We start from the raw sequence: 12,896 nt of genomic DNA, 5'->3' as shown, positions 1-12,896 counted from the left end.
CGTCAGCTCCCGGCCTTGGTCGGCAGCACCGCCACCGGCACACCGTCGCGGATCTTCAACTGGCCGGCGGTGACCACCATGTCACCGGGGGCGAGGCCCTTCGAAATCTCCACCTCGGCGTTGCGGCGCTCGCCCAACGTGACCCTGGTCTGGGCGACCTTGCCATCGACGACCTTGAAGACGAACTGGTCCTTGCCAAAGGCGACGACGGCCTGTTCGGGGATCAGCACCGCATCCGGCACCGTGGTCAGCGTCAGCGAGACGCGGGCGAACAGGCCGGGGCGCAGCGAGCCGTCGGGATTCGGGACACGGGCGCGGATCGCCAGCGCCCGGCCGTTCACGTCGACCAGAGGGTCGATGGCATAGACGGTGCCGTCGAAGCCACGCCCGCCGAAGGCGTCCACCGCCACCTTCACCGTCTGGCCGACCTTCACCGCCGGCAGGAACATCTCCGGCACGCGGAAGTCCAGCTTCAGCGTGTCGATATCCTCCAGATTGACGATGTCCCTGCCGGCCTGGACGAAGTCGCCGACCGACACCTTGCGCAGCCCCAGCACCCCGTCGAAGGGGGCGGCGATCACCTGCTTGTCGAGCTGCGCCTTGGCCAGCTGCACCGCCGCCTCGTCGGCCAGCAGCTTCGCCGAGGCCTGCTCGCGGTTGCGCAGCGGGCCGGTGTTCTGGCGCACCAGCTGGTCGGCGCGCGACAGCTCGGCGCGGGAAAAGGCGATGCTCGCCTGGGCCTGGGCCAGGGTGGCGCGGGCGATGGCGTCGTCCAGCCGGACCAGCACGGTGCCCCTGGTGACGCGCTGCCCCTCCTTGAAGGCGATCTCGCTGATGCGGCCGGCGATTTCCGGCCGGATCACCACCGATTCGTTGGACAGCAGCGAGCCGACGGCGGTTACCGTCCGCTCGACCATGCCGACACGGACCGGGGCCGCCTCCACCGGCATCGGCGGCGCGCCACCGGGGGAGCCGCCGGGAGGCTTGGCGGTGGAAGAGGTCCCGCCGGATGCCGCACCACCGGACAGCGCGCCGCTCACCATCGCGGTCAGCCCGGCGACGGTCCCGCCCTGCTTCATGAAATACCAGTAGCCCCCGCCAGCGAGCGCCGCCAGGACGAGGAGTGCAGCGATACGAAGCGCGTGGCGCATGGAACCGGGACCCGAACGAGTTTCACTTAGCCGCGGCGCAACCAAAAAGGATGCTAGGCAAACCGCACTATATCCTTCAGTTCAAGTTTGGAGTCGAGACGGTTCAAGAAAACGAACCGTCGATGACCTTCACATCCCGACGTACGCCGGCTTCAAGGGTTCCGCCCAGCATCCGCACCGTCCGACCACCGCACAGCGTCACCCAGAGATCGGCGGATTCGCCGGCGACGACCGGGCCGTCGCCATCCATCCGGCGGACATCGCCGCCATCGAGGTCGAGCCCCGGCGCGCAGCAAGGCGACTCGCCGGCCGGCAGCAGGGCCCGGATACGGCCATTCTCGATCCGGATATCGCGCAACCCGCCATCGACCCGCGCGTTCTTCAGCCAGAATTTCCCGTTGGCGGGGATACGGGCGAGGCAACAGGTCGGGGCGCTCATGGAGTTTACCCGTGTCCGGTCCGGCGACGACTCAAAACTGACACGGAATGGCAAGGGAAAACCAGCGGGAGCTTGGAGCGTCCGCTCTTTATCCCCAACTCATTATTCCATGCCAAGCGCCAGGAACTCCTGGAAACTGGCGCAGCGTCCGGCCTTGAAGGCAGCCTCGTAGGCGGCGTTGCGCACACGCTTGGCGGCGATGGCTTGCCTGAATCGATGGCGCAGGCCGTCATTCCGGATACCGAAACCGTCATCGGCCAGGCGGTCCAGCACATGACGGTAGCAGCGCTCCGCCCGCTCGCCGCTGTCGGCGGAGAAAGTGATGGAGCCGGCGCGCTGCCGATATTCGTAGAGGGGCGCCGCGACCAGCGGAACCGGGCCGGTGGCATCCAGCAGCCGGACATTGAAGACCACGTCGTCACAGAAACCCACATCGTCGTCCCAGCCCGGCACCAGATCGCGCCGCGCCACCGGGAACATCGGCACCGAGGTGGCCAGGAAGGCGTCGCCATCCATCCGGGCCGGCGCCTGCCCATCCTGATAGAGGCGCAGCAGGGGCGAGTCGTCCTCGTCGCGCACCACGGCGATGTTGTCGAAGGCGGCCCCGTGAGCCAGCGCGAGCGGGGCCAGAGCCGACAGCCGGCCGGGGCGGAAACGGTCGTCGGCGTCCAACGGGGCCACCAGCGCCAGCCGCGCCACCGCCAGTCCGGCATTGCGGGCCGCGGGCGCCCCGGCCCCGAGTCGGCCCGTGCCGGTGAAGACCAGCCGCGGGTCATCGATCCCGGCGGCCTGGAGCGTCGGGCGGTAATCGGTGGCGTCGTCGCTGACGATCACCGCCTCCCACGCCGTCCAGTCCTGGTCCAGCAGGCTTCGCACCGCGCGGACGATGGTGTCATGGGCGCGGTGGGCCGCGATGATCACCGAAACTCCCCGCTCCGCCTCGTTCCCGGACATTCCGCCGCACTCCCTGCCCCAACGGTGATGCCGACCGGGGCGAAGTGTGGCCACCCGGCCCCGGAAGCGCAACCGGCACCATCGATTTTGCCCCGCCGGACGTTGAACATGAAGCCCGGACGGGCTATGTGGTGAACAGGCAAGGCGCATGCGGCAGCGGGACGGCGGTCGGGGCATCCCTCCGGCGCCTCAATCCCGGTCCCGATATCCCGCTTCCGATACCCCCCGCTTCCGATACCAGGGAGAAGAACATCAATGGCGCAGGTCGGATACACCCGGTTCGACGACGAACCCGAAAAGGAACCGGACGAGAAGTCGAAGGAAAGCGCCCAGCCGCAGTTCGCCGCCGTGCAGCAGAGCCTGTTCAAGGCGCGCACGGTCCTGATCTTCGGTCAGATCGACATGAAGCTGGCCCAGGTCGTGTCGGCCCAGCTGCTGGCGCTCGCGCATGAGAGCGACGACGACGTCACCGTCGTGGTCAACTCGCCGGGCGGCCATGTCGAGGCGGGCGACACCATCCACGACATGATCCGCTTCATCAAGCCGCGGGTGAAGATGCTGGGCACGGGCTGGGTCGCCAGCGCCGGCTGCCACATCTATCTGGCGGCGAACAAGGAAGACCGTTTCTGCCTGCCCAACACCCGCTTCCTGATCCACCAGCCGCTGGGCGGGACGGGCGGCCGGGCGACGGACATCGCCATCGAGGCGAAGGAAATCATCCGCATGCGCGAGCGTCTGAACAAGATCATCGCGCGCGAGACCGGGCAGCCGCTGGAAAAGGTCGCCAAGGACACCGACCGCAATTACTGGATGCTCGCCGACGAGGCCAAAGACTACGGCATCGTCAGCCACATCATCAACAGGATGGACGAGCTGAAGTAACGCTTCGGACGAGTCTGTGCGAAAAGGGGCCTTCCTCCGGCTGGAGGAAGGCCCCTTTTCATTCCAGATGGGCGTATGGCCAATGCCGGCGACAGGCGAACGGCCTGTCAGACCGAAACGTCCAGCATGGATCCGCGCTGGCGATAACCCTGGGCGTTCACGCGGGCGGCAAGCGCCCCGGCGGTGGTGTCGGCGGACTTGCCACCCTCGGTGCCCGGGCGGGCATCGCGCGTCTGATCGGATTTGCCGGCCGCCTGGGGAGCGTTGACGGTCTGGGTCCGCACGGTGGGGGCGGATTGCTGCGCCGCCTGGACCGCCGGGGACATGGCGATTTGCGCCGCGGGGGTCAACTGCGGGGTCGGCTTCGGCGTCTGGTAGGACGGTATGGCCGGATTGATTTGCATGAAGCAACTATGCGCCGATCCGGCGCGGGATTCAAGAAAGCCTCCCTCTTGGTCTTCCGTCTCCCGCACCGATACCGCGCCGATGAAAATCCTGAAGCGACGCCAGGGAACAAGAGGGCCTGCTGCTGATTGTTCATCACATGACCCAGCTGTCGCTTGCCGTGCGGCAGGACAGTCCATGCCGCACCCGGCGGCGGGTCGCCAACATCGAAGCGGAATCGGGAAGGATGGCAACCATGCGTGGGATTTCGAAGATCGTCATGACCGCCACTGCGGCCGGCGCCCTGTTCGCGCTCAGCGCCTGCGGCAGCACGGACACCTCGCGGACGGCCACCGGCGCCGGCAGCGGTGCGGTGGCCGGCGCCGTCGTCGGCGGCCCGGTGGGCGCGGTGGTCGGCGGCGTCGGCGGCGCCGTGGCCGGCAACAGCATGGACGAAAGCCTGAGCAAGAAGACCGACCGCGTGACCGACCGCGCCACCGCCGAGGTGCGGGACGAGACCTCCGGCGGCAGCTCGACCAACCGGTCATCCGCCCATCGCTCCGGCGGCACGGCCGCCGCCACCCTGAGCCACGAGCAGGTGCGTGAAATCCAGCAGGCGCTGAACGACCGGACCGACGGCCGCGATATCGCCGTCGATGGCGTCTGGGGCGCCGGCACCCGCCGCGCGTTGATGCGGTTCCAGCGTGACAACGGCCTGCGCGCCACCGGCCGCGCCGATCAGCAGACCATGGCCGCGCTCAACCTTCATAACAGCGGACAGGCCACCTCCGGCAGCACTGGGGCCGGCAGCACTGGGGCCGGCAGCACGAGTGGCGGCGCCACAGGAAACGCCACCGGCAACACAACCGGCGACACCCCGCGGACCCAGGGCACGCCACAGGGCTCCACCGGCCAGACCGGCATCCCGCAGTAACGGTGGTTCACCGGGACCGGGCGGCGCCGTCTCCTTCAGGACGGGGGCGGCGACCGCCGGTCAGTCGCGCCCCCAGAGCCCCCGTTCGCCCAGATCCTCGCCGCGCTGCCGCTCCAGCGCCTGGGAATAGCGGCGAAGCGCGAAGGATTCCGTCACGTAACCGATGATCCGCCGGTCCGTGGGGGAGGACAGCACCGGCAGGGCCTCGACCTCTGCGCGGCCGAACCGGTCCAGCACCGTGCGGGCATCATCGCCCGGCATCAGGACCGCGTCGGCCTTGCAGGCCAGCGACCCGACGCGCGTCTCGGTCGCGGCGGCGTCCTGACCGGGGTCATGGATGATCGACATGTCGACCAGACCGGCATAGCGCCCCGCCTCGTCCACCGCGAAGACCGCCTTGGTCGAGCCCAGCGGGTAGAGGCGGCGCAGCGCCGCCACCGTCAGGGCGGCCGGCACCGTCTTGGCATCCCGGCGCATCAGCCGGAAGGCGGTCAGCTCCGACAGCCAGCCGATGTCATAGGCCCCGCGGATCGGCACACCGCGCAGATGAAAGCGCCAGGTGGCGAAGGAATAGCCGAAGGCCTGCCGAACCACGGTGGTCGACAGCACGACGCCGATCAGCACGCCCGACGCCGCCCACAGATCCTGCGTGGTCTCCAGCACCAGCAGCACCATGGTGACCGGCGCGCCGACGATGCCTGCGGCAACCGACCCCATGCCGACCAGCAGCAGCAATCCGCCGTCGATTCCAAGACCCGGAAGAACGGCGTCGGTGACCTGCCCCAGCAGACCGCCGAACAGCCCGCCGATGAACAGCGAGGCGCTGAACAGGCCACCGCGGAACCCCGACCCCAACGACAGGGCCGATGCCAGGATCTTCGCCGCCAGCGTCAACGCCAGCGCCAGGACGCCGCCGGCCAGTTCGGGTGGAACCGCGCCGGGGCCGCTGCCCATCACCGCCGGGACCGCCAGAGCCAGCACACCGACGGTCAAGCCGCCGATCGCCGGCCGTACCCAACGCGGAACCGGGAGCCGGTTGAACCCGCGTTCCGCCACCGTCACCGCCTGCATGGCCAGGATGCTGAGCCAGCCGGCGAGAAACCCGACGATGCCGCAGGCCGCGTAATCCCAGCCGGCGATCTGCACCGGACGGCCGAGCGCCAGCGGAATTTCGCCGCCGGTCAGCAGGGCCGAGGCGGCCACCGCGACCGCCGCCGCCGCCCCGACCGGGGCCAGCACCGCCAGCGTGTAGCCACCGAGCACTAGTTCGAAGGCGTAGAAGGCGCCAGCCAGCGGCGCATGATAGGCTGCGGCGATGGCCGCCGCCGCCCCGCATCCGACCATGGTGCGCAAATCCGCCCGCCGCAGCCGCAGCCGCTGCCCGAGGGTCGAAGCCAGCCCGGCACCGGCCTGGGTATAGGCGGCCTCCATGCCGACCGACGCGCCCGACGCGTTGGACAGGGCGGTCGTCACCGTCAGCCGCAGGCTGTCGATCATCGACATCTTGCCGCCATAGAGCGCGTTCGCCTCCACCGCGTCGACGATGGCGTTGGGGCGCCAGCGCCGCACCAGCATCGACAGGACGCCCAGCAGCAGCCCACCCACCACCGGCACGCCCAGCGTCCGCAGCAGTTCGGGCGCCCCCTGCCCCAGCCGCTCGCCCTCCGGCAGGTCGAACGCCAGGGACTGCATCAGCAGCACCGTTTCATGCAGAAGCCCGACCACCAGCCCGACCGCGCCGCCAATCAGCCCGGCGAGCACCACCAAGGCCAGCGCGCTGTTCCGCACGCTCCAGCGTTCGGACAGCGTGGTCGCGGCCGACGCGTCAAGCGCCGTGAAGGGATTGCTTCCGGCGCGGGCGTTGTCGCCCGCACCGTCAAGGGACGCCGAATTGTCAGGCATGATCACGCGAATTGTGGCCCTTCCGTAGAGGGACAATGGAACGGAAGGGCGGGAGTTCCGTCAGGGTTTGGCCGGCTGCGGCTTCGATTGCGGCTTCACCGTCGCGGGCGGAGGCGCCGAAGGAGCGGGGGGAGCGGTTACCGGAGCCGGGGCGGGAGACGGGACGGAGGGCTGAGGCGCCGGAGCCGCCGGAACGGGTACTGCCTCGACAGGCGCCTGCTGGCCGGGTGGTTGCTGGGAAGGCGGCGCCTCCGCTCCGGCCGGGGGCGGCGCGACCGGCACGGGGGCGGTTCCGGCACGGCGCAGCACCTGGGCCAGATTGTCGCGCACCTTGTCGGCCAGCGCGACATCGGGTTCGGCGGCCTCGTGGAAGATCACCGTGAACAGCCGGCGCTGGGACAGCAGGAAATTCAGCGTGACATGCAGCGTGCCCTGCGGCATCGCGCAATCGACCGCTCCCGTGCGCAACCAGACCGAGCCCGACTGTTCGGACGGGTTCAAGGCGACCGTGGGCGTGCCGTCGCAGCGCTGCTTCATCGCGTCGGCGAAACCGTCCGACAACTCATCGAGCTTCGCCCCCTCCGCCACCGCGCGTTCGCGGATGCCGCCGACGATCGGACCGAAGCGCCAAGCGATATCGGCCGGACGGCGGTCCTGCGGGACATTGTCCATCGGCACCGGTTCGGCATCGCGGACGCCGGCCGCCGCCAGCAGGCTGTCCAGCCCTTCCGGCAGCCGGTTCTTTTTCTTCTCGGCCGGGCGCCCGGCGGCGACCTTGATCGGCGGAACATTGCCGCCCTTGTCGACACAGCTCCTCAATTCGCCCAGCACCTTCTTGGTGCCGGCCAGCTTGAAGACGATGCGGTCGGTGGCCGACGCCACCACCAACTCGCTGCCCCCCATCAGGGCGTTGACCAGTTCCTCGTCCTTGCCGTTGGAAACCACAAGCATGTCCGGCTGCGACGCGACGGCGACCCGCTCGCGCTTCAGCTTCTTGTCGACCTCGATGGTCACCGGCCATTCGCCGCCCTTGGGCAGGTCGGCGCCGGGAATGCCGATGCCGATGTTGGTCTCCCCCTGCGGGCTGCGGGCGAACATCAGCACATGGCCGGAGGTGAATTCCCCTTCCACCACGCAATAGGCGAAGCTGCCGTCCTTCTTCTTGGCGGCACCTCCGTCCCAGCTCTCGATCAGTTCACCCGGACCGTCGGGCTTGGCCGGCGCGGCGGCCCCCGGCTTGTCGGTCTGCTTGTCGTCCGGCCTGGCGGTCGACTTGGCGGTCGGCGCCGGCGTGTTGGGGATGACGACCTCGGCCTCCGGTTCGGGCAGTCCATAATAGGCCGCGGGCGGAATCGTCGGCTGGACCGGGACCAACTCGGCCAGCGCCGGAGCCGACGCCCCCCCCAGCAGGAGGAACGCGGACAGCGGAACGGCGAAGCGGGCGGTCATCACGAGGTAATCCATTGACGGTTGCGCGGGCGCAAGCTATCGGTGCCTGCCCCCATCCGCAAGCCCAACCGCCCGCCCTGTTGCAGGCGGCAGACACCTGTTGCACAGGACACGCAGGGGGTTGCGCCTAAGCTCCGAAAAAGGCGGCGCGCAGCGCCTCGTCGGACAGAGATTCCGCCGGTCCGTCACCGATGACGCGGCCCAGGCGCAGCAGGACGGCACGCCGGGCGACCGTCACCGCGCGGGCGGCGCTCTGCTCCGCCAGCAGCACGGCGGTGCCCGTGGCGGCGATGCGGCTGACGGCGGCGAAGACCTCGTCGGCCAACCTGGGCGACAGGCCGAGCGACGGCTCGTCGAGCAGCAGCAGGCGCGGCCGCCCCATCAGCGCCCGTCCGAGGCTCAACATCTGCTGCTGGCCGCCGGACAGGCGCCAGGCGCTCTCCCGGCACTTGGCCGCCAGATCGGGGAACAGGGTGAAGACACGCTCGACATCCAGCGCCCGGTCGCGGGCGGCGGGCAGGCCGGCGACCTCCAGATTGTCGCGCACGCTCATGCCGGGGAAGACCCGCCGCCCTTCCGGCACATAGCCGATGCCGCGCCGCACCCGCGTCTCCGTCGCCAGCGGGGCGAGATCGGCGCCGTCGAAGCGCAGCTCCCCCCGCGCCGGCACGAGGCCGAGCAACGCCTTCAGCAGCGTCGATTTCCCCGCCCCGTTGGCGCCGAGCAAGGCCACGGTCTCCCCCGCCGCCACGCTCAGCGTCACGTCGTCGAGCGCGACGACCCCGCCATAGCCGGCGCTCACCCCCTGGAGGGACAAAAGGACACTCATGACGCCCCCGCCGGGTGGGATCGGGACGGGCCGAAATAGGCGGCCGCCACCGTGGCATCCCGGCGGACGGCGCCGGCCAGGCCGTCATAGATCACCCGCCCACGGTCGAGGCAAAGCACCCGGCCCGCCAGCGGCAACAGGAAACCCATGTCGTGCTCCACCAGCAGGATCGCCATCCCCTCCCCGGCCAGATCGCGCAGCAAAGCGGCCAGTTCCACCTTCTCGCCATCGGTCAGCCCGGCCGCCGGCTCGTCGAGCAGCAGCACCGCCGGGCGGCGGACCAGGGAGCGCGCCAGTTCGACCCGCCGCCGCAGCGCCGCCGGCAAGCCGCCGCAGGGTTGGCCGGCCAGCGCGCCGGCGCCCAGCCGGTCGAGCGCCCAGCGGGCATGCGCCTTTGCGGTGGCGACATCGGGATCGATGGCGAAGCGGGCGGCGGCCACCGCCTCCAGCACGCCGGCCCCGTCGGGCAGGGTCGCCGCCTGGAAGCCGCGGGCGAGGCCGGCGCGGGCCAGCCGGTCGGCGCGGGCGGCGGTGACGTCCCGCCCGCCCAGCGATACCCGCCCGGCATCGGGCCGCTCCAACCCCGACAGCAGGTTGATGACCGTGGATTTGCCCGACCCGTTCGGACCGATCAGTCCGGTGATGGTGCCGGGGCGCAACTCCAGCGACACGCCGTCCACCGCGCGCACGCCGCCGAAGGACTTCCGCAAACCCTCCACCGTCATCCCGTTCGGATGGGCGGAGGGCGGCGGCTCCCTCGCCTCGACCGGCAAGCGGGACTGGCGGCCGCAAAGGCGGACGGCGATCCGATCGAGCAGGCCGGTCAGGCCGTCCGGCGCCAGCACCACGGTCGCCAGCAGGGCGGCGCCATAGACGACGAGATAGCCGCGCTCCAGGAAGCGGAACCATTCCGGCAGATGCAGCAGCAGGACCGCCCCCAGCACCGCCCCGGCCATCCGTCCGCGCCCGCCGACGATGGCGATCGTGAGGATGGAGATCATCACCGGGAACTCCAGCACCTCCGGCGAGACGACGCGCTGGGTGTGGACGGCCAGCGCGCCGGCCGCGCCACCGAACAGAGCGCTGACGCCGAAGGCGGCGAGCCGCAGCCGCCCGACATCCAGCCCCAGCGTTCCCGCCGCCAGCGGGTCGTCGCGCAGCATGGTCAGCGCGCGGCCGAACCGCCCGCGCGACAGCCGCCAGCCGATCAGCCCGCCCAGCGCCACCAGCCCCCAGACCAGCCCCGCCATCGGCAGCCCGCGCGGCACCGCCCAGCCGAACAGCACCGCCGCCGGCACCCCGGCGAGCCCGTTCGAACCGCCGGTAAGCTCCGGCAAATTCACCGCCAGCAGATGCAGCACCTGCGCGATCCCCAGCGTCGCCAGCGCGAAATAGTGCGACTCCAGCCGCAGCACCGCCAGCCCGACCGGCAGGGCCAGCAGCAGCGGGACCAGCAGCGACAGCGGAAAGGTCGCCTCGAAGCCGAGGCCGTAGCGGCTGCCAAGGATGCCCGTCACATAGGCGCCGACGCCGAAGAAGGCGCCCTGCGCCAGCGACAGCGCACCGCCGAGACCGAAGACGATTTGGAAACCGAAGGCCGCCAGCGCATAGACGCCGGCGACAGTCAGGACACGCAGCCCATAGGGGGAGGCGAAGGCGAGCGCATAGACCAGCAGGGCGAGCGCGCCGGCAAGGAACGCGGCACTTTCCAGCGGGAAGCGCCTCTCAGCCACGGCGGCGCACCGCTTCGCCGAACAGCCCTTGCGGGCGCAGCACCAGGATCGCCAACAGCGTCAGGTACAGGGCCCCCAGCGCCGCCGGATAGGAGAGCACCGACGACACCCCGACCTCGAACAGCGCGATCAGCAGCGCCCCCACCACCGCCCCCGGCACGGAGCCCCAGCCCCCCACCGTCACCGCGATGTAGGCCTTCAGGATCAGGTCGCCGCCGGATGCCGGCGTGACGAAATAGCGGTTGGCCAGCAGCAGCCCGGCGGCTCCGGCGCAGGCGGCGCCGATGGCGAAGGTCAGCAAGATCATGGCAGTGACCGGCACGCCGCAGGCCCGCGCCATTTCCGGGTCCTGCGCCGTGGCGCGCAGCCGGCGGCCGAGCTGGGTGCGGGCGAACACCCATTGCTGGCTCCCGATCAGCACGGCCGCCACCGCGACGATGGCGAGCGACTGCTCGGAAACCGCCAGCCCGGCGAAGGACAGCGTGCCGTCGCCGAACAGCGGCGGCGCCGCGCGCGGCTCCGGCCCGAACAGGATGGCGGCGCCATTCTGCAGGATAATGCCGACGGCGATGGTGCTGATGAAGACCGACGCCGGCGGGCGGCGGCGCAAGGGCAGATAGGCCGCCAGCGCCAGCAGCAGCCCGAGCGCCGCCATCAGCGCCAGCACCACCGGCAGCAGGACGATGCCCGGCAGCGGAATCAGCGGCGCCAGCGCCACCGCCAGCAGCCCGCCGGCCATGACGAGGTCGCCCTGGGTGAAATTCACCGCCGAGGTGGCGTTCAGCACCAGCACGAAGCCCAGCGCCACCAGGGCGTAGGCCGCTCCCAGCGCCACCCCGTTGACCAGCAGTTGAAGCGCCGCCATCCGCTCACTTCGCCGCAAGCGCCGGGTCGTCGTACCGCTTCACCACCGCCGGCACGCGGCTGGTCCCGTCATAGCAGACGATGACGGCGGAATGGGCCATGTTGCCCTTGCCGTCGGACTTGTAGGTCATGGCGAGACCCTTGAAGGTCTCGGCCGACAGCGCCTTGCGGATCGCGTCGGGGGTCCGGGCGCCGGCCTTCACCGCCTCCAGCGCCATGGTCATGCCGTCATACTGGCCGAGCGCGAAGGCGTCCGGCTCCTTGCCGAAGGCGGCGCGGTAGGCGTCGGTGAAGGCCCTGACCTCCGGGCTGTCACCGGAGATGGGCGAGGCCGCGGTCTCGGCACAGACGCCCTTCAGCTCCGCCGGCTCCAGCAGGGCGGCGGTGCTCGGCTGATGCATGGCGGAGCCGGCGACGATCGGCAGGGTAACGCCGCTGGACGCCGCCTGCCGCAGCAGAAGGGCGGTCGGCGCGGAATGGAGGTGCAGCACCAGAACGTCGGGATTGGCGGCCAGCGCCTTGGTCAGCACCGGCAGCAGATCCTTGGCCGCCGGGTCCACCCCCTCCTCGAAGACGGGCGTGACGTCCAGCGCCTTGAAGGCGGCGTCGAGATGGGTCTTGCCGCTCTGGCCATAGGCGGTGGTCTGGTAGATGATCGCCGGCCGCCGCTTGCCCAACTCCTCCACCACATAGCGGGCATGGGCGGCCTTGGTCACCGCGTCGCCGGGGAAGAAGCGGAAGACCCAGGGATTGCCCTGCTCGGTGATCGAGGCGGTGCCCGACACGGTGATCAGCGGCAGCTTCAGGTCGTGGGCCAGCGGCAGCATCGCCAGCATCTGGGTGCCGAGCATGCTGGCGGCGACCGCGCCAATCGTACCGCCGCCGGCCGCGCGCTCCAGCGCGGTCACCGCCGCCTCGGGCGAGGTGCCGGTGTCGACGACCTCCGACGCGATGGCGATTCCGGCCGGCGTCTGCCTCAGCGCCAGGACGGCGCCGTTGCGCTGGCTGGTGCCCTCCAGCGACAGGAAACCGGTCAACGGCACCAGCACCGGGAAGGACAGCGCGTCATCGGCGCGGGCCGTGGATGACAGGCCGGACGACAGGCAGGACGATGCGGCCAGCAGGCCGATCAGAAGGGGAAGCGCGCGCCGCATGACCGAAACTCCTCAACTCGCGCCGGCAGCGGGTGCGACGCGGAGGGGACGGGGCGTTCGCGGCCAATCCGTCGGGTTCCGGTCGGCTCCCTTCGCCGGCATGACCCGGATCAGGTTCGATGGGTGTGTCTCAGCCCGCGCCACCCGCCTTTTTTCCAAAGCGGCCGCACGGGCACCCCAGCCGTGAACAGGCGGCGAGAGTGTCGCCGCCGGCCCCGTCC

The 12,896-nt window shown here is 70.6% G+C and carries 12 protein-coding genes and 1 riboswitch; of the genes, 2 read left to right on the top strand and 10 right to left on the bottom strand.

Annotation, left to right across the window (positions count from 1 at the left end):
• Positions 1 to 2: 2 nt before the first annotated feature.
• The 3 genes from AZL_RS17670 to AZL_RS17660 form a co-directional block, all read right to left on the bottom strand.
• The gene (locus AZL_RS17670; RefSeq protein ID WP_012975859.1) at positions 3 to 1,151 is read right to left on the bottom strand and encodes an efflux RND transporter periplasmic adaptor subunit; all 1,149 of its coding nucleotides are present in this window, start codon (positions 1,149 to 1,151) and stop codon (positions 3 to 5) included.
• Between the two features lie 103 nt (positions 1,152 to 1,254).
• Positions 1,255 to 1,590: a hypothetical protein gene (locus AZL_RS17665; RefSeq protein WP_012975858.1), complete on the bottom strand. Its 336-nt coding sequence runs from the start codon at positions 1,588 to 1,590 to the stop codon at positions 1,255 to 1,257.
• Between the two features lie 102 nt (positions 1,591 to 1,692).
• Positions 1,693 to 2,544, bottom strand: coding sequence for a glycosyltransferase family 2 protein (locus tag AZL_RS17660; RefSeq protein WP_042444162.1), 852 nt, complete (start codon positions 2,542 to 2,544; stop codon positions 1,693 to 1,695).
• Positions 2,545 to 2,799: 255 nt separating this feature from the next.
• On the opposite strand from AZL_RS17660, the gene AZL_RS17655 reads away from it, so the two are divergent.
• The gene (locus tag AZL_RS17655) at positions 2,800 to 3,426 is read left to right on the top strand and encodes an ATP-dependent Clp protease proteolytic subunit (RefSeq protein ID WP_012975856.1); all 627 of its coding nucleotides are present in this window, start codon (positions 2,800 to 2,802) and stop codon (positions 3,424 to 3,426) included.
• A gap of 107 nt (positions 3,427 to 3,533) precedes the next feature.
• Here AZL_RS17655 and AZL_RS17650 read toward each other — a convergent pair whose 3' ends face one another.
• Positions 3,534 to 3,830 carry a hypothetical protein gene (locus AZL_RS17650; RefSeq protein ID WP_042444161.1) on the bottom strand — a complete coding sequence of 99 codons (297 nt, stop codon included), beginning with the start codon at positions 3,828 to 3,830 and terminating at the stop codon, positions 3,534 to 3,536.
• Positions 3,831 to 4,066: 236 nt separating this feature from the next.
• Here AZL_RS17650 and AZL_RS17645 point away from each other — a divergent pair, with 236 nt between their 5' ends.
• Positions 4,067 to 4,744, top strand: a complete 678-nt coding sequence (locus AZL_RS17645) for a peptidoglycan-binding domain-containing protein (protein ID WP_042444563.1) — start codon at positions 4,067 to 4,069, stop codon at positions 4,742 to 4,744.
• A gap of 60 nt (positions 4,745 to 4,804) precedes the next feature.
• Here AZL_RS17645 and AZL_RS17640 read toward each other — a convergent pair whose 3' ends face one another.
• The 6 genes from AZL_RS17640 to AZL_RS17615 form a co-directional block, all read right to left on the bottom strand.
• Complete coding sequence (locus AZL_RS17640) at positions 4,805 to 6,646, bottom strand: chloride channel protein (RefSeq protein WP_052293733.1); 1,842 nt, start codon at positions 6,644 to 6,646, stop codon at positions 4,805 to 4,807.
• A gap of 60 nt (positions 6,647 to 6,706) precedes the next feature.
• On the bottom strand, positions 6,707 to 8,095 hold the full coding sequence (locus AZL_RS17635; RefSeq protein ID WP_148219466.1) for a hypothetical protein: 1,389 nt from the start codon (positions 8,093 to 8,095) through the stop codon (positions 6,707 to 6,709).
• Between the two features lie 127 nt (positions 8,096 to 8,222).
• Positions 8,223 to 8,924, bottom strand: a complete 702-nt coding sequence (locus AZL_RS17630; RefSeq protein WP_012975852.1) for an ABC transporter ATP-binding protein — start codon at positions 8,922 to 8,924, stop codon at positions 8,223 to 8,225.
• Positions 8,921 to 10,657: a branched-chain amino acid ABC transporter ATP-binding protein/permease gene (locus AZL_RS17625; RefSeq protein ID WP_012975851.1), complete on the bottom strand. Its 1,737-nt coding sequence runs from the start codon at positions 10,655 to 10,657 to the stop codon at positions 8,921 to 8,923. Before AZL_RS17625 ends, AZL_RS17630 begins: the two co-directional genes overlap by 4 nt.
• The gene (locus tag AZL_RS17620; RefSeq protein WP_012975850.1) at positions 10,650 to 11,522 is read right to left on the bottom strand and encodes a branched-chain amino acid ABC transporter permease; all 873 of its coding nucleotides are present in this window, start codon (positions 11,520 to 11,522) and stop codon (positions 10,650 to 10,652) included. The genes AZL_RS17625 and AZL_RS17620 overlap by 8 nt, the downstream gene beginning before the upstream one ends.
• A 4-nt stretch (positions 11,523 to 11,526) precedes the next feature.
• Positions 11,527 to 12,675: an ABC transporter substrate-binding protein gene (locus AZL_RS17615; protein ID WP_012975849.1), complete on the bottom strand. Its 1,149-nt coding sequence runs from the start codon at positions 12,673 to 12,675 to the stop codon at positions 11,527 to 11,529.
• A gap of 70 nt (positions 12,676 to 12,745) precedes the next feature.
• A riboswitch (TPP riboswitch) is annotated at positions 12,746 to 12,865 on the bottom strand.
• Positions 12,866 to 12,896: the final 31 nt, after the last annotated feature.

It is taken from the genome of Azospirillum sp. B510 (assembly GCF_000010725.1).
GTDB lineage: Bacteria > Pseudomonadota > Alphaproteobacteria > Azospirillales > Azospirillaceae > Azospirillum > Azospirillum lipoferum_B.
This window is presented reverse-complemented; position numbering and strand designations above follow the sequence as displayed.